At 44.4% G+C, this 15,781-nt stretch carries 17 protein-coding genes; 12 read left to right on the forward strand and 5 right to left on the reverse strand.

Annotated elements, in window-relative coordinates; all coding sequences use genetic code 11:
- The first annotated feature begins 125 nt into the window (after nucleotides 1-125).
- From MMB75_RS21470 to MMB75_RS21480, 3 genes are all read left to right on the forward strand, one after another.
- Nucleotides 126-314: a hypothetical protein gene (locus MMB75_RS21470; protein WP_007428354.1), complete on the forward strand. Its 189-nt coding sequence runs from the start codon at nucleotides 126-128 to the stop codon at nucleotides 312-314.
- A 105-nt stretch (nucleotides 315-419) separates the two neighbouring features.
- Nucleotides 420-1,202 carry a type I methionyl aminopeptidase gene (gene map / locus MMB75_RS21475; protein WP_107734813.1) on the forward strand — a complete coding sequence of 261 codons (783 nt, stop codon included), beginning with the start codon at nucleotides 420-422 and terminating at the stop codon, nucleotides 1,200-1,202.
- Nucleotides 1,203-1,386: 184 nt separating this feature from the next.
- The gene (locus MMB75_RS21480; protein ID WP_090891018.1) at nucleotides 1,387-1,896 is read left to right on the forward strand and encodes a GNAT family N-acetyltransferase; all 510 of its coding nucleotides are present in this window, start codon (nucleotides 1,387-1,389) and stop codon (nucleotides 1,894-1,896) included.
- Here MMB75_RS21480 and MMB75_RS21485 read toward each other — a convergent pair.
- Nucleotides 1,888-3,153, reverse strand: coding sequence for a DUF438 domain-containing protein (locus MMB75_RS21485; RefSeq protein ID WP_151255706.1), 1,266 nt, complete (start codon nucleotides 3,151-3,153; stop codon nucleotides 1,888-1,890). The genes MMB75_RS21480 and MMB75_RS21485 overlap by 9 nt on opposite strands.
- A gap of 14 nt (nucleotides 3,154-3,167) precedes the next feature.
- A complete protein-coding gene (locus tag MMB75_RS21490) occupies nucleotides 3,168-3,395 on the reverse strand; it encodes a DUF1858 domain-containing protein (RefSeq protein WP_174821132.1) in 228 nt (75 codons plus the stop codon).
- Nucleotides 3,396-3,633: 238 nt separating this feature from the next.
- On the opposite strand from MMB75_RS21490, the gene MMB75_RS21495 reads away from it, so the two are divergent.
- From MMB75_RS21495 to MMB75_RS21515, 5 genes are read left to right on the forward strand one after another with little or no spacing between them, the layout of a single operon-like run.
- Nucleotides 3,634-4,353, forward strand: a complete 720-nt coding sequence (locus tag MMB75_RS21495; protein WP_174821133.1) for a hypothetical protein — start codon at nucleotides 3,634-3,636, stop codon at nucleotides 4,351-4,353.
- 41 nt (nucleotides 4,354-4,394) lie between these two features.
- Nucleotides 4,395-4,796 (forward strand): GntR family transcriptional regulator, encoded by a 402-nt coding sequence (locus MMB75_RS21500; RefSeq protein WP_017428002.1) that lies wholly within the window; start codon nucleotides 4,395-4,397, stop codon nucleotides 4,794-4,796.
- A gap of 5 nt (nucleotides 4,797-4,801) precedes the next feature.
- Nucleotides 4,802-5,767 carry an ABC transporter ATP-binding protein gene (locus MMB75_RS21505; protein WP_019686051.1) on the forward strand — a complete coding sequence of 322 codons (966 nt, stop codon included), beginning with the start codon at nucleotides 4,802-4,804 and terminating at the stop codon, nucleotides 5,765-5,767.
- Nucleotides 5,764-6,666: an ABC transporter ATP-binding protein gene (locus MMB75_RS21510; RefSeq protein ID WP_277510606.1), complete on the forward strand. Its 903-nt coding sequence runs from the start codon at nucleotides 5,764-5,766 to the stop codon at nucleotides 6,664-6,666. The genes MMB75_RS21505 and MMB75_RS21510 overlap by 4 nt, the downstream gene beginning before the upstream one ends.
- A complete protein-coding gene (locus MMB75_RS21515) occupies nucleotides 6,659-7,978 on the forward strand; it encodes an ABC transporter permease (protein WP_277510608.1) in 1,320 nt (439 codons plus the stop codon). Before MMB75_RS21510 ends, MMB75_RS21515 begins: the two co-directional genes overlap by 8 nt.
- A gap of 222 nt (nucleotides 7,979-8,200) precedes the next feature.
- Here MMB75_RS21515 and MMB75_RS21520 read toward each other — a convergent pair whose 3' ends face one another.
- Both MMB75_RS21520 and MMB75_RS21525 read right to left on the reverse strand, forming a co-directional pair.
- The gene (locus MMB75_RS21520) at nucleotides 8,201-8,782 is read right to left on the reverse strand and encodes a TetR/AcrR family transcriptional regulator (protein WP_016819551.1); all 582 of its coding nucleotides are present in this window, start codon (nucleotides 8,780-8,782) and stop codon (nucleotides 8,201-8,203) included.
- A gap of 93 nt (nucleotides 8,783-8,875) precedes the next feature.
- Complete coding sequence (locus MMB75_RS21525; protein ID WP_025363934.1) at nucleotides 8,876-9,886, reverse strand: fumarylacetoacetate hydrolase family protein; 1,011 nt, start codon at nucleotides 9,884-9,886, stop codon at nucleotides 8,876-8,878.
- Nucleotides 9,887-10,051: 165 nt separating this feature from the next.
- Between MMB75_RS21525 and MMB75_RS21530 the strand changes: the two genes are divergently transcribed.
- The 3 genes from MMB75_RS21530 (at nucleotide 10,052) to MMB75_RS21540 (ending at nucleotide 13,091) form a co-directional block, all read left to right on the forward strand.
- A complete protein-coding gene (locus MMB75_RS21530) occupies nucleotides 10,052-11,074 on the forward strand; it encodes an MBL fold metallo-hydrolase (RefSeq protein WP_017427997.1) in 1,023 nt (340 codons plus the stop codon).
- 199 nt (nucleotides 11,075-11,273) lie between these two features.
- Nucleotides 11,274-11,444 carry a hypothetical protein gene (locus MMB75_RS21535; RefSeq protein WP_155399775.1) on the forward strand — a complete coding sequence of 57 codons (171 nt, stop codon included), beginning with the start codon at nucleotides 11,274-11,276 and terminating at the stop codon, nucleotides 11,442-11,444.
- Nucleotides 11,445-12,272: 828 nt separating this feature from the next.
- A complete protein-coding gene (locus MMB75_RS21540; RefSeq protein WP_277510614.1) occupies nucleotides 12,273-13,091 on the forward strand; it encodes an alpha/beta fold hydrolase in 819 nt (272 codons plus the stop codon).
- A 261-nt stretch (nucleotides 13,092-13,352) separates the two neighbouring features.
- On the opposite strand, the gene MMB75_RS21545 is transcribed toward MMB75_RS21540, so the two are convergent.
- Nucleotides 13,353-14,567: an ROK family protein gene (locus MMB75_RS21545; protein ID WP_016819555.1), complete on the reverse strand. Its 1,215-nt coding sequence runs from the start codon at nucleotides 14,565-14,567 to the stop codon at nucleotides 13,353-13,355.
- 364 nt (nucleotides 14,568-14,931) lie between these two features.
- Between MMB75_RS21545 and MMB75_RS21550 the strand changes: the two genes are divergently transcribed.
- Nucleotides 14,932-15,750 (forward strand): purine-nucleoside phosphorylase, encoded by an 819-nt coding sequence (locus MMB75_RS21550; protein ID WP_016819556.1) that lies wholly within the window; start codon nucleotides 14,932-14,934, stop codon nucleotides 15,748-15,750.
- Nucleotides 15,751-15,781: the final 31 nt, after the last annotated feature.

Below are 15,781 nucleotides of genomic sequence, written 5' to 3' on the forward strand. Positions count from 1 at the left end.
CCTCGCGTAAGGCATTCCCGACCTAAGCTGCACTAGACATACTACTTCACTGCATAAGGACATCAATACTTTTCGGCATTCTCTTCAACGGAGCACTTATTTTCAACGTTTTGGGAGGGAGTTACATGGCAACGAAAGGTCACAATGAAGTTAAGGAAAGTCTGCGGGAAATGACTCGAATTTTCCGGCCTAAGGATCCCAAAAAATTTGTAAAGGAATATGTGCGAAAATACCGGATAACAGGAGGGTATGAGGAAGAGTTGACCATGGTGGTGGAAAACGAACTCGGCCGCATCAATTCTTCAGTATCTTAAAGGGTTCGCTTACCCGAACAACTAGAAACACGACTTTTATAAACCGTCTTTCCCTAGAGGAGACGGTTTTTTTGTGTCCGTCCTGCATACAATGGGATAGGTTTAGTGAATTTGTATGCTCAAAGGAGGCGGATTCCAATAGAAATAGCGATACGAACACCGGAGGAAATCGGCTACATCAGGGAGGCCGGGCGTATTTTGGCAGATTGCCATCGTGCGCTGGAAAGTCGTATTCTTCCGGGAATCACAACGCTTGAAATCGATGCTTGGGTGGAGCAATTTCTAAACAAGCGTGGAGCTACGCCTGAACAAAAGGGCTACAAGGGGTTCCCTTATGCGACCTGCGCTTCGGTCAATGAGGTGGTATGTCACGGATTTCCTTCGGAGCGGGTGCTTCATGATGGGGATATTGTAACCATCGACATGGTGGTTAACAAGGACGGATGGCTTGCTGACCGGGGATGGACCTACGCAGTGGGTGACATCAGTCGGCCGGTAGCAAGGCTGTTGCGGCAGACCCATAAGGCGCTGATGCGCGGCATCGAGGTTGCCCGCCCCGGCCGGACATTAGGGGATATTGGGCATGCGGTCGAAAAAGCGGCAGGCTGGCGACGGTACGGTAACGTCAAATCTCTGATCGGGCATGGGATTGGCCGCCAAATACATGAACCGCCGGACGTTCTCCACTACGGTCGCGCTAGAACGGGATTGCCACTGCGCGAAGGGATGGTGATTACCATTGAGCCGGTATTTACCCTCGGACCCGAAGGCGCGGTGCTCTGGGGGGATGATGGTTGGACCATCAGCACAGCAGACGGCAGTTGGGGCGCTCAATATGAGCACACCATTGCGATTACAAAGAACGGTCCTTATATTTTGACCTCATAAAAGAGTATTGTGCCATAGGGAGTCCAATGTGCGGGTTGTGTGCATAAGACTCTCTTGGTAAGTTTTTTTAGGATAGCATATCCGCTTCACCAAACAATGAGCTTCTTGTTATAGGTCATAGATCGCGATTCGGATCGTCGGTATAATAGGAGGCATAATATTGGAAACTAGGAGTGGAACCCACATGATAATTAGGGAAGCGATGATATCAGATGCCGAAGACATCGCCAAGGTGCACGTAGACTGCTGGAGAACGACATACAAAGATATCATGCCTGCCGAGGTTCTGGAACGGCTCTCCTATGAGCAAAGAACAGAATTGTGGAATGCGAATCTATCTACTGAAGACGGTCATCTCGTATATGTGGCTGAAAATGAGAAGGGGGAAATGATCGGATTTGTGAGTGGAGGTCCAGAAAAGTCAGGGGAATATCCCCCGTACGGGGGAGAGATAACGGCTCTTTATGTTTTGAGTGAATACCATAGTTTAGGGCTCGGCAAGAGACTATTTCTGCGGTTGCTTCAACACTTTAATAGTATGGATATTCACTCTGTCATGGTGTGGGTGCTGGCAGATAATCCAGCGTGTACTTTTTACGAAAAGCTAGGGGCCAAGCCTGTAGTCGAACAGCATATTATTAATATGGGCGGCAAAAACCTGAACATGGTGGCTTATGGCTGGCTGCTATTCTGATAGAATACGCTTTTGTCCTTCCAAGGCGCGAATAGGCGCGATATTTTGCGTGAATTCCAGTGTTCCCAAATAGCGTCCTTCGGAATCACGAACGGCAAAATAACGGATGTAGACAAATTTGTCCTTGATTGGAATCCAAAAATCTTCAACATCCTTGCGTCCGGCCTTAAAATCCTCCAGCAGTTTCTCAACGACATGCACGCTTTGCGGCGGATGGCAATTTTGCACGGTACGACCAATGACGGCCTTTGTGCGGGCAAAGATACGTTCTTTACCGTGAGAGAAATAGCGAACAACATCATTTTCATCGATAAAGGTCAGATCCACAGGCAGGTGATTCAACAGTAGCTCCAATTGTTGTACGGATACAATCCCTGTCTCGAATCGCACGAACCCTTGCGGAGTACCAGAAGTGGAAGTGTCTTCTGTTTGCTCAAGGGCTTCTACAGGTTCCTCTGCCCGTTCAGGTATCCATTCACGCTCAGGAGCGGTCAGGCAGAACCCGATTTCCTCGCTTTCCCGGGCTATTTTCAGCCATTCATCCTCGGTCAGCTTACTGAGTGCCATCGGCAGCAAAATATTCTCTTCCTTGAATATCATTTCATTCACTTCACTCATGATATGAGCAAGCGCCTTCCCAATCTGATCACGATCTCCGTTATATTCGGTAAGCAGCTTCTTCGCATCCTTGATTGCGGCGCGAATGCCGTCGTCCACCCCCCACATCACTTTGGTTGGACCAAAGATTCCATAGCGTTCTAGATAAGGAAATACTAGATTTTCTTTGCGGCTATAGTGTTTGTCGACATCCATCAACAGACTTAAATCTTCAAGCAGCTTGTAAATAACCTTGGGGCTGTCTTCCTTTTGAAACTGCTCTGCATGGAGGGCCAGCTTAAAGTTGACCAGACGTTCGATCTCACGATTTTCCAGCTTGAAGGTGTGAACAGGATGTCCTGGTTGTTCCTCCGGTCCCGAAGGACGATGAATATCCTCAATAGAGCCCTTGAATATCGATGTATGAACGGAACAGAGACGTTGGACTTCCGACACCGGAATTCCCTCTTCGGTCATCAAGGCATGCTCCATCGCTGAAATTTCCGCCACGCTTACCCCACCAACAGCCTCTGCAAAACGCGCTTTAACTTCCTCCACGCTTTTCCCGGCATGTAGTTCTTTAATAATTTCCTTCAATGTTCGCTGACGCTCCGTTAATTCCTGTGCTGTATGTTCACGGTTGTTAATTAGCTCGCTCATGATCGTTAACCCCTTTATTTTTGAATGGTAAAACCATGTTGCATAAACGTCTGCTGCATAGTTTCCATACTTATTTTCTTCAACGCAATTCCTTTGGACAGTGTCATAAAACGTCCTGCGGTTTGGAGCATGCCGGGCTTGGCAATATCGTGAAAACCCAGTTCTACCATAATGTCCTTCACTTCAGGATAACGATTAACAAGGTTAAATATGGACTCATCCCAATGCAGTATTTTATCCATTTGTTCATCCCCTCAATTGAGAACGTTTTTCATTTACAGAGTAGCATAGGTCCAAACGAGCTATTGTGATTGTACGCACAATATTGTTCAGGTAGTTGACAACGGTAAATCTTGGTTTATATACTGTGTATAAAGATATATACAGTAATAACACTGAATACTGTGGTAACACCTTTGAAATGAAGAGCGAACGAAGTTGTTATTACACAAGCAGTGCAGAAGGGATCAGGATAAGAAAATGACAATCATGAAGCAGGCATGGATGATTACCCGTCAGGATTTTCGCAAGAATCCATATGCAGGACTATGGACGTTGCTGTTTATTGCGTATTTGGGATTTACCATGAGTTTTGCGGTAAGTGTGCAATGGGGTGAGCATGCAGCCTTGAGTCCAGTAGCTGATTTCATCATGCTGACGTTGATTCCGTTTTTAGGGTTCATTTATAACCGTCGAGCGTTCAAATATTTACAGGAAGATTCTTATACGCACATGCTAGCCTTTTTCCGCACCTTGCCTATACCGATGAAAGCGGTAATTATGAGTCGAATTCAACAGGCGGTGTTGGCGTTTGTTGCGAATAGTGTGATATTTTTTGCTCTTTTGTTTACATTGTCAGGTACGCTTCGGATATATGCCAGCACAGGATTCTTTGTATCGTTTGCTCTGACCTGGATAGGCTACGGAATGCTCATTCAAGCCATTTATATTCACTTGGAATTTTTGAAAAGAGGAAAAGAGTACTTCTGGCTATCTATTGTGATCATGCTAATGTGCGGGATGGTTACGATTATAGCTCGAGTATGTGGGGCCAACCTGGTATCGATAACGGCTTCTTATAGTAAGGAATGGTTGCTGTTGTCCCCGGTGATGTGGGGAGCATTGTTAGGAGGAGTTCTGGCTATGTCAGTGTCCTATCGGGTGACACAGCGTAAGCTCATGAAACGGAACTTAACTTAGTAGTATGTGTACAAAAATAACTAAAAAGGGGGGGAAAGCAGGTGAATATTCCAGTGCAAATTGATGAGAATAGCGCGGAACCGCTGTATGCGCAGATTGAAAAGCAGCTTCGTTCACTCATTGTAACCGGACAGATTGCAGCGGGAACGCTGCTTCCCTCCATTCGTGAGTTTGCGGGAACGCTCCGTTGCAGTGTAATCACCGTCCGGCGAGTCTATCAGGATTTGGAGAACGAAGGCTTGCTTCGTACCCGGCAAGGAACGGGCACCTTCGTAGCTCTGGTCGAGGATGATATGCGCTCAGGTTACCGTCTTAAAGCGGTGACTGAGGCATTGGAAACGGCGATTGCCACAGGCATCGCTGTACAGATGAAAGAGCAGGAATTATTGGAGCTTTTTGCAGAAATGGTGAAAAGAAGGTATGAAGTCCAGGTGAGGGAGTGACAGCCGTGAATAATCATGTGGGAGTTCCTACGGAAATACAGATGAAAGCACCAATTATTGAGATGAGCCAGGTCTATAAAACCCGGGGTGACCGGAAAATTGGACCGATTAATTTAACGGTTGAACCAGGATATGTGGTCGCTTTGGCTGGACATAACGGATCAGGGAAAAGCACATTGATTCATTTGCTGACTCAGCTTGTTCATCCGGATTCCGGTGAGATTCGTTGGTTCGGTCAAGCATACCCCGACGGCATGCCGGCAGATACACGACAATGGGTTGGGTATATACCGGAGCAGCCGGTTCGCGAGGAGGATCGACTAACTGCAGAAGCAGCAGCGGCTTTTAGAGCATTGTGGTATCCCGGCTGGGATGAAACACGTTTTCAGCGTCTAATGGACCGCTTTCAGGTTCCAGCACATACGAAATTATCGAGTATGTCCAAGGGACAGCGCCGGAAATTCGAACTGGCTGCTGCCTTGGCGCCGCACCCCCGTGTGTTGCTACTGGATGAGCCTTCATCGGGTCTAGACCCTTTTGCCTGGAAGATCATGCTGGAGGAACTGCGGGATTGTATGAAGAACGGTAAAACGACGATCATTATTGCTACCCATATCATGGACGAGATCAAGCGTTTGGCGGATTATATTGTCTTGATGCACGATGGCAGGCTGCTTGGCAAGCTGGAAAAAGACCATCTGCTCGAAAATGGCAAGGAAATGTGGTTTGAAGGTACACCAGAGGAGGCATCGGAGCTTCCGGGAGTTGTAGAGACGGAGAGTGATGGGAATTTACAGCGAATTATAACGCTGGCAGCTGGAGAGACCAGTGCCATATTGGAACAAGCGGGTATTCGCCCCATCCGTGTGCGCCGTCTGGAGCTGGATGATATTTTAGTACATTGGTCTGCGGGACAACTATCGACGGATACAGAGACATTCATGAAGAAGGAAGGGGTAAAGCAATCATGAGCATGCTGCAATTGGAAAAGGTCGTGAAGCAATATGGGAATCATACGGCGGTAAACGGAATATCCCTGAATGTGAACGGTGGCGAGATTTACGGACTGCTGGGAGGCAATGGAGCAGGTAAAACGACAACGATGCGCATGGTGCTCGGCCTGATTTACCCTGACGGGGGAAGCATTCAATATGAAGGCAAGCCCTACAGCAAGGAGCTTCAGCGGACAATGGGCTATTTGCCCGAGGAGCGTGGACTGTACCCCAAGGTGAAGGTGAGCGAGCAGATTAACTATTTGGGCAGGCTGCGGGGAATGTCGGCCAAGGAGGCAGACAAAAGTCTACGCTACTGGCTAGAGCGTTTTGGAGTGCCGGAATATTACGACAAGCGGATTGAGGAGCTATCCAAGGGAAATCAGCAAAAAATGGGCTTTATTGCCGCGGTCGTGCATCGCCCGAAGCTGCTCATTTTGGATGAGGCCTTCAGTGGGCTGGACCCGGTGAACGTCGAATTGCTTAAGGATACGGTGAAGGAACTGCGGGATGAGGGGGCAGCGATTTTATTTTCAACCCACCGTATGGAGCATGTAGAGGAACTGTGCCGACATATTACGATTTTGCACCGCTCGAATACCGTAGTGCAGGGAAGTGTGCAAGAGATTAAGGGCCGTTACCCACGTGAAAAAGTTCGCCTCATCACTACAGGTGAAGTGAACGGACTGGAACAGCTGCCGGGCGTACGCCGTGTAGAGCATATGGATCGTGGCTGGATGCTGCATATTGAGCAGCCGGATGCGGCGAAGTTAATTTTGCAAACAGCGTTGGGACAAACGGATGTGGAGCATTTTGAGATCAAGGAACCTACGCTCAACGAAATTTTCATAAGAGAGGTGGGGGATTCCCATGAATAGACTGGGTACGGTGATCGGGTTTACGTTTCGTCAGAAGGCGAGGACCAAATCCTTTATCATTACGACACTGGTATTGGCCTTGCTCATTACGATGGGCATGAATCTGCCGTATTTGATTTCTTTGTTTAAAGGAGAAGGGGCCGGAGGTTCCGGCACAACTGCAGCCGCACATCAACGCTTGGGTCTGATTGCCGGGAATCAGACAGAAGTGGCAAATCAGCTGGAGCGATTTACTAAGGAGCAGTCCAATCCGGCAGCCATCTGGGTACGTTATGACAGCGTACAAGCGCCGGCAATGCAGCAAGCCTTGAACAACGGAAAGCTGCAAGGTTACGTGCAGTTCACGGAGCCTGCCGCCAAGGGAGACACGTTTCCTAAAGTGGAATACGTCTCTGTAGAAAAAGAGCCATCTCCGGCTGTCATTACATTGGTGCAAACGGGACTTCAGGAAGCAAAGGTCAAGGCTATTATGGGTGACAAGTCGCTGACCAGCGACCAAATACGTGAAATTAGTGCACCTGTATTGGTGGATAGCAGGGAAGTAGACAGTCCGTCTGAGGCAGGGGGAGCTGCGGGGAAAGAGGAAAAAGCGACCTCCATGATTAACTATGGTTTGGTCTATGTATTGATGATTTTATTCTTCACCTCTTCCATGATGACGGGGAATATGATCGCCGCAGAGGTAACATCGGAAAAAAGCTCACGGATCATGGAGATTCTCATCACAAGCGTGTCGCCGTTGACCCAAATGTTTGGGAAGATTATTGGCATCTTCCTGGTAGGTCTGCTGCAAATTGCCGTTTTCGCAGCTGTTATGTGCGCCAACCTCATGCTGCCGCATAATAATGTCATTCTTAGCTCGGTCGGACTGGATTTGTCTCAACTGAATATTGCGGTGCTGGGCTATGGTCTCATATTTTACATTCTCGGTTACTTTCTGTACGCGGTATTGTTCGCCGCGGTGGGCTCCATTGTTAGCCGTACTGAAGAGTTGGGGCAGGCAATCATGCCGATTACCGTGCTGTCACTCGCAGCCTTTTACATCGGGATTTTCAATATTGCGGCACCTGATACGATTTTCATTAAGGTGGCCGGATACATTCCGTTCTTTTCTCCGACCGTCATGCTGCTACGCATCGGACTGGAACGGGCGAGCCTGCTGGAAATTTGGCTGTCACTAGCCATTCTAGTTGCTTCCATCCTATTATTTGGCTGGCTGGCCGCCAAGATCTACCGTACGGGTGTCTTAATGTATGGCAAACGACCTTCGTTCAAAGAGCTAAGAAAAGCGATGAAGGCTTACAAGATTTAATAAATTTAGGTGTAGGAGAACATTGTGAGTAACCATTATAGTTGAGACAAATGTAATTAATAAATGAGACTTTTTTGAATATATGTTTGAGACAAAGTGGGGGCCTTGATTCATCAGAAGTACCGATGGATCAAGGCTTTTCTACTTTATATGGTGATGATTAATAATTGGTGATGTTTTGAGAGGAGAAGTTAGATTTATCATTAAATAAATCAATAAAGCTTATGACTGAGACAAGATTCCTTTAACAAACAATGAGACACTGTGCTTGTAGAACTCTTCCTCGGTGACGAGTTGGGACTGATATTGCCGGTGAATCAGCTCGCTCATCTGAAATCCGTAGCACATCGAGAGGAAAGTCATGGCGGCAAGACGCTCATCCTGTCTGGCTATAACTTTTTTCTTCTGCAGGCGTTCAAAATATTCAACCAGCAAGGAGTGCAGCTTCACCGGCGGATCGGCCAGCACTCTGTCCAATTCGGGAAGCATTCCTTTGTCACGGATGCCAATCAAAATGATGTCCGCATTTCTATGGAAAAACAAGCGGTACTGCTGACTTACATTCAGCAGATCTACTTCCGGATTATCGGTCGCATCCTCTTTTAACAGCTTCTCAAATTGCGGGATATCCGAATGTCTTTCAATGATGGCTTCCAATATGCCTTGCTTGCTTCCAAATTGCCGGAAAATCGTAGATTCATTGACCTTAGCTTCCGTTGCAATGGCTTTGGTGCTTACTCCCCGATAGCCCTTCTTTTTGATGAGCCGTGTCGCGGCTTCAATGATTCTGTCTGAAGTTTGCATTGCATTTCTCCTTTTACATATGTTAAACCTATTCTACTACAAGATTTTGTATATGCAGCAGGGTCGGGGTTCATCATTTTCATAAACGTTTATTTAAGGCAAATCGCTTCTTTTTTCCCAGCGGCTTGGTTCAGTAATCTTGACATGATCAGGCACCAATTGCGTGAGCGAGCCTAATTTATCAAATGTAATCTGGATTCGGTCAGAGGGCAACAGCCATTGTTCGGTCTCGATTGCGCAGCAATCCGGTATCGTCCCCATTCCTATAATCGTGCCCGGGAGCGGCGTGAAAACTTTGAGAATCTCCTCCATCACTTTTGCAGGGTGTACAGAATACTCGGATGTGCTTCCCTTCCAGTGCAGTCTCTCCCCGATCCGTACATCCACATCCAGTGCCAGCGGGTTGCCGATTTCATCCGGCGTAGCCAGAAATGGTCCTATTCCTTTGCTGCGATCAAAATCTTTGCAGCGCGTCGGTCCAGTCAGCGCCAGGAAATCAGGCCACTGCACATCGCGAACAGTACTGTCGTTAAAAATAACATAACCTGCAATGCAGTTCCCCTTCCCTGTAACAAAGGCCAGCTCCGGCTCGATATCCAGGTAGGAAGAGTACGAAGGCCAATGTATCGTATCCCCATCGCCAATTAATGCGTTATGGTTACACTTGTAATAACTGAAAATTACTTTATTCGGATCTCGCTGGAATTTTTCAGCAATTTTTCGTTTAAGTTCTTCTCTTTCCGGTCCTGTGTATTCTCTTTGCAGCAGATTTACGCCAGCATTTCTCAGATGTCTTGGCGTCAGCCCGAAATCGATAAGCGCAGCCGGATGTGGAACCGGCGGCAGCAATTTTACCGCTGCAATCGGGCAGACTTCATTTTCATTGAATTGATGCGACAGTTCGACAGCATATTGCATCAATTCCTTAGCGGCATCATAACTTGCCGGCAAATAATGAAGATAGCTGTCCATACTTTCAAGACTGTCAACGAATGTTCCCTGCTTTTTCATGATTGCGGCAAAAGACACGACAAATTTCTCGTTAATTACAAGCCCAAATAAAGGTTCCTGAGATGTCTTGGTTTGAAAGGTTACTAGCTTCATGTTGCAGCGCCACCATCCATGTTGTTTGATGTTGTTCTGTTACTATCATATTGCATAACATAAATGCATGCAAGTGCTTGCTTGCATTTATGTTTTCGATTCTCTATATTAAAGACATAATCAGTGTGCTTTACCCCAAAAACATATACGCAAAGGAGAATTTCCATGAAGTATGGACGTATTATCCAAAAACCTCGCGTTAAATTTTTTGAAGTCGCAAATGGCGTCTTTGCCGGTATTTCGCCGTATCGCGGCATCAGTTGGGCCAATGCCGGGTTCATCAACAAGGGCGGAGGGCTGGTGTATGACACGTTCTTCGATTTGTTCCATGCGCGGGAAATGCGTGAGGCTTTTAAGGAAGTAAGCAACGGCGGCTCTCCCGCATATGTGGTGAATTCGCACTATAACAGTGACCATGCCTGGGGAAACAAAGTGTTTGAAGATGCTTGCATTATTATGCACAAGGAAGCGTCCAGAGAGCGTCTCACCGAAAATATCGCCTGGATGGATAGCGTCATCAGAAGAGGAAAGAATTCTCCGGAATCGACTTCGGGCGAGCGGTTTTTTGCAGCGGAATTTGAAGGATTCGACCTAGAAGGCGTAGAATGGGTGCTCCCGAATATTGAGATAAAGGACGATATCAACATCCGTCTTGGCGATATGGAAGTTATGATTTACAACGTAGCTCCGGCCCACTCTGACAGTGACTTGCTGCTGTGGATGCCAAAAGAAAAGGTGCTGTTCGCCGGCGATGTCGTGTTTAACGGTTGTACGGCATACAGCGAAGAGGGAACCCTCAATTGGGTTAAAGTGCTTGATCGCATTATTGATGAAATTAAACCCGAAATCGTTGTTCCAGGACATGGCGCCATCTGCGGCCTGGACTTCGTGAAGGAGCAAAGAGACTACCTCCTGAACCTGATTAGCGAGTTTAACAAGCATTACAATGACGAAATTGATACCTTGTCCCTGACCAAGCAAATTGATATTTCCCGCTTCCTTCATTGGATTCAGCCAGAACGGTTGTATGTTACAGTGGATATCCTATTGAAAAGCAAACGAGGGTTACCACCCCTTCCAATTTGGAACGAGGTGCCTGCTAAGCTGGAAGACATGAAAGCTTTTTTGGCCGGAAAATATGGCGATCAGATCAAGCCATGGGACCCTATGAGTGTTTGGCAAGAATAGCAAGTTGAAGCTAGCGTACGAAAAACAAAAAACGGCCTTGTCGCAAACGATGCGAACAGCGGCCGTTTTTTTTTATTGTTCCACGGAATTTAAATCGGCGTTTAGAACCGATTATAAAGAAATGGAGATGGACTTATGACTAACTTAACTTTCGCAGCTCAATCATGGGAGAAAAAACAGAGAGTGGTAAGTCAAGGTAGTGTCTGAGCTTGGAAGTTTTCCACCCATTCGGATACGGGTCCCGGATTCGCCGCAGTACACACCGCAGCAGCCGAAGAGTAAGGAGCAGTTTATAGAAGGACTTCGTGGTGTAGTGGAACGGATGAAACGTACTGAAATCACCTTGCGTCAGGCACCCGGATTTGAATAAAATCCTTCATCCCGGTTTCGATGCATTTAATGTTACAGAGTGGCTTTTACTAGTTAAAATGCAATACAGCATCATCTATTGCAGCTAGGGCATTTGTAACATTTTTTAGAAAATAACGATGTATAAATTGCCAAGTAGAAGTGGTGTAACGATGTTAAATGTAAAAAAACAGCACCAAAGTCGCGGCTGGAATGGCGTTGTATCTGCTTTGAATGTTCTATATGTTGGGTTCGCGCAGCTCTGTCATGGCAAAGCCCCGCCCGAAGTGATTCTTCTAAATTCATATTTTTTACAAGAAAGCAATTCTAAAACCACGATAACATTGTCCCGCTGAAAGTCGCTATTTTAAGTTGAAATTAAACATTGAAAAAGCTTGTCGCTGGCAAGCTTTTTTTGATGTCTTTTGAGCTAATAAAGATAATATGAAACCTATACAAGGTGGATGTATACTTATGCATTACAGTAATGAGGATATTCTCATTAATTATGATTTTTATGGCTTACATGAGTTGGATAGCGATAATTTTCTCACTAATTATGACACCGCACATTGTGAGTAACCATTATAGTTGAGACAAAGTAGGGACCTTGATTCGTCAGAAGCACTGATGAATCAAGGTCTTCCTACTTTATATGGTGATGAATAATAAAACAGCAATTTAGTTTAACCCCGGAAACAATTATGGCGAACAAGTGTTCTTTACATATATTATGTATGAGTATATAATCAAAACGAAACGGAAACGGAGATCTGGTGTGCTAGATAAAGCAATGTAGATTTTTCTTTAGTATAAGCACATTATAAATATATCAATTGGAGGAGTCTGTATGCCATATTGTAAAGTCAAGAATGCCAATATATATTACGAGGAAATTGGTACAGGCAAACCGATTATAATGATCCATGGTTTTACACCAGACCATCGGTTAATGAGTGGGTGTATGGAACCGATATTTGAAGATATCCCCGGTTGGCGTCGTATCTATCTTGATTTGCCTGGAATGGGACAAACAATGGATTACGATCAAATATGTAATTCAAATGATATGCTAGAAGCAGTTATAAATTTTATTGAAACTCTTGTCCCAAACCAAGATTATCTCATAGCAGGCGAAACATACGGTGGTTATATTACAAGAGGAATAATTAATAGACATAAAGATCGTATTGGTGGAGCTGCACTGATTTGTCCATTAATTGTTCCTGAACACAAAAGGAGAATACTTCCCGAGCATTTTGTTGTTCATCGTGATCGCGAGTTTATGGGCACCTTAAGTGAAGAGCAAATAAGTGATTTTAGCGCAAATCAAGTCGTTCTCGATGAATATAATTGGAAGAGGTATTCAGAAGAGATCGTGGCAGGTTGTAAGATCGCTGACTACGATTTTCTTAGCAAGATTCAAAGAAACTATGGATTTTCCACCAATATAGATGAATTAGTATTCGATAAACCAACAGTATTTACTCTTGGACGACAAGATGCAGTCGTTGGTTACATAGACGCTTTTAAAATTTTAGACAATTATCCTAGAGCAACCTTTGCCGTTCTAGATCGAGCAGGCCATAATCTTCAAATTGAACAGGCTCTATTATTTGAGTCACTTATTCGTGAGTGGCTTGAAAGAGTAACAGAGTTTGGATTTTAGTTGTATATGAATCCATTGAACTAACGGGCAGGGAATTAATCTGTACTTTATTCAGAAATCTCTGAAGCGTAAGCTACCGATCTTGGAGCTGGAATCGTTCGAATCTCAACAGGACATCTACTGAAGAATAAAGGCTATGCCGTCGTACGTAAATAAATAGTCACTTCAAAAAGATGAGTCGCTTGGCTCGTCTTTTTTTGTTTTGAATGATTCAAGTTCTCATCTCAGGTGTGGATAAGAACTTGAATCGATGACTAAATGCTAAACAGGTACCTCTTCAGTGAAATAATCCAACACCATACAACCAGCTCCTTGAGCCACAATATTGTAGGCTTCAGTGGATTTAATGATTTGAACATGACTATCAGGATAAAATTTTAGTCGATCTTGTGCTGTTTTAGCTGCTACCTCAAAAAAACGCGGTTTTGGTACTAGAGTTCCTCCGAAAATCACGATCTCAGGACGTAACAGAAAAATCAGATTACTGAGACCCACACCAAAGTAATAAGCTGCATCCTCAACAACTTCTAAACAGAGCGCATCGTTTTGCTCTAAAGCATATAAAATGTGGTGTAAATTGATCTCTTCGAAATCGTTAACTTCGGTCGTAAGCATTGAAGGCTTGCCACGCTTCATGAGCCTAACCATTTCGTCACGAATAGCAGGCAAACTACTGTATGCTTGGAGACACCCATATGAGCCACAAGAACAACGTCGACCATGAATATCAATGATGATGTGCCCAAAGGTATCATCCATATCTCTTTTTCTGCTAACCAATCTGCCTTGAAAAATAGTACCGCATCGAATTCCAATATCACTGGATACAAAGACTAAATTATCTGTTTCTTTCCAAAAGTTCATACGATATTCAGCTAGCGCAGCCAAGTTGGTCCCATTCTCCAGAAATACAGGAGTGTTGGTTTTATGTTTTAAATATTCAATTATATTTATATCCCATCCACCTGCAGGAAAAAGTTGGGGATGTGAAATGACTCCCATTGCCGGATCAAACGAATCGAGAACCCCAATGCCGATGCCCAACAATTTCTCCCTAGGAACGTTATGTTCAGCCAGTAAATCCTCAACGCACTTTGCTACATAATTTAATGTGTACTCTCCAGTACATTCGGTGGTCATCTTTAATTTTTTGACGCCTATAATATTTAGCTTTAAATCAAGCAGCAAGACAGTTGTGTATAAGCTTGTAATCTCAACCCCAATCAAGTTGTAAGCATCCGGTTTGATCACATAGGCCAGAGGTTTACGTCCACCACTTGATTTTCCAATCCCACTATCATAGATAAGATCTTCTGCAACAAGTTCGTCAAGTAAACGCCCACATGTTACATGCTTAAAACCAGTGTGCTCAGCTAACGTGTTAATGGTTACAGGACCTAATTTACGAACTAAGCTATATAACAGTTTTAAGTTTTTCGCTTTGGGTGATGATAACTCTTCAAATTTATTTAACATATAACTTCCCCTTGATCTTTAATACAAGATGTTGTTTTCAGACATAAATATATAGTTACAATTATTATCGGGCTTTTTTGATGATATATCTACTCTGATTATTAAATCTGTACAATTTTGGATGTTTTAGATACACGTTGAGCTAATGAAGAAAACATGAATTAACTTTTGATAATTAGTATAAAAAGAACTGGAGATAATGACGAATTATTTAACATTTAGTTAGTCTTTTTATATAAATGATAAATAGTTATTTACAAAAGGTAGTTAAGCTATTACACTAATCAATGAAAGCTGTTGGAGCAGCAATTTGAAGTGATTGATACAGATAGCTTACAGCAAACTATTTTAGGAGGAATTGAATATGCATAAAATGCAAGATATTTTGGAAACCAGAGACTTTATCATGAGTAAAACATCATATCGTCCGACGATCGGAATGATTTTGGGGTCCGGATTAGGGACATTGGCTGACGAAATTGAAAACCCTTTCACAATACCTTACAGCGAAATTCCTCACTTTGCAAAATCTGAAGCGTTAGGTCATGCCAACGAATTAGTTATTGGGGAGCTAAAGGGAAAAACTGTATTGGCAATGAAAGGACGTTTTCATTACTATGAAGGCTTTTCTTTGGATGAAGTGACTTTTCCGGTGCGTTTGATGAAGGCCCTGGGTGTAGAAAACTTGCTCATCACCAATGCTTGCGGCGCCGTTAATAAAGACTTTAAACCGGGTGAGTTAATGTTGATTACGGATCACCTCAATTTGGTAGGTACGAATCCATTGATTGGACCGAATAATAACGATCTGGGTACTCGTTTTCCTGATCTTTCTCAAGTGTACAATGCTGAATTGCGACAAATTGCTACGGAAGTTGCAAAAGCACAAAATACAACTTTACGCGAAGGCGTATATTCCTGGTGGAGTGGTCCAGCTTATGAAACCCCAGCTGAAATTCGCATGATTCGTACATTAGGCGCAGATGCTGTTGGAATGTCAACCGTACCAGAAGCCATCGTAGCTGTTCACGCGAATATGAAGGTTCTTGGAATCTCCTGTTTAACCAACATGGCTTGTGGAATTCTAGATCAGCCTCTAAGTCATGACGAAGTAATTGAGGTAGCTGCCTTGGTAAGAGAGAATTTCATTGCTTTAGTTAAGGGAATTGTAGAGAAGGTTTAGTAATTATATAAAATCCGATGAAGAAAAAGGC

Source organism: Paenibacillus sp. P2(2022) (assembly GCF_029522175.1).
Classification (GTDB): domain Bacteria; phylum Bacillota; class Bacilli; order Paenibacillales; family Paenibacillaceae; genus Paenibacillus; species Paenibacillus polymyxa.

Bases quoted from the DNA above. Each gene is read 5' to 3' on its own strand.
- MMB75_RS21510 (WP_277510606.1), top strand. From the start codon at position 5,764: ATGAGCATGCTGCAATTGGAAAAGGTCGTGAAGCAATATGGGAATCAT.
- MMB75_RS21490 (WP_174821132.1), bottom strand. From the start codon at position 3,395: ATGGATAAAATACTGCATTGGGATGAGTCCATATTTAACCTTGTTAAT.
- MMB75_RS21530 (WP_017427997.1), top strand. From the start codon at position 10,052: ATGAAGTATGGACGTATTATCCAAAAACCTCGCGTTAAATTTTTTGAA.
- MMB75_RS21545 (WP_016819555.1), bottom strand. From the start codon at position 14,567: ATGTTAAATAAATTTGAAGAGTTATCATCACCCAAAGCGAAAAACTTA.
- MMB75_RS21525 (WP_025363934.1), bottom strand. From the start codon at position 9,886: ATGAAGCTAGTAACCTTTCAAACCAAGACATCTCAGGAACCTTTATTT.
- MMB75_RS21520 (WP_016819551.1), bottom strand. From the start codon at position 8,782: ATGCAAACTTCAGACAGAATCATTGAAGCCGCGACACGGCTCATCAAA.
- MMB75_RS21540 (WP_277510614.1), top strand. From the start codon at position 12,273: ATGCCATATTGTAAAGTCAAGAATGCCAATATATATTACGAGGAAATT.
- MMB75_RS21515 (WP_277510608.1), top strand. From the start codon at position 6,659: ATGAATAGACTGGGTACGGTGATCGGGTTTACGTTTCGTCAGAAGGCG.
- MMB75_RS21485 (WP_151255706.1), bottom strand. From the start codon at position 3,153: ATGAGCGAGCTAATTAACAACCGTGAACATACAGCACAGGAATTAACG.
- MMB75_RS21470 (WP_007428354.1), top strand. From the start codon at position 126: ATGGCAACGAAAGGTCACAATGAAGTTAAGGAAAGTCTGCGGGAAATG.
- MMB75_RS21550 (WP_016819556.1), top strand. From the start codon at position 14,932: ATGCATAAAATGCAAGATATTTTGGAAACCAGAGACTTTATCATGAGT.
- MMB75_RS21495 (WP_174821133.1), top strand. From the start codon at position 3,634: ATGACAATCATGAAGCAGGCATGGATGATTACCCGTCAGGATTTTCGC.
- MMB75_RS21480 (WP_090891018.1), top strand. From the start codon at position 1,387: ATGATAATTAGGGAAGCGATGATATCAGATGCCGAAGACATCGCCAAG.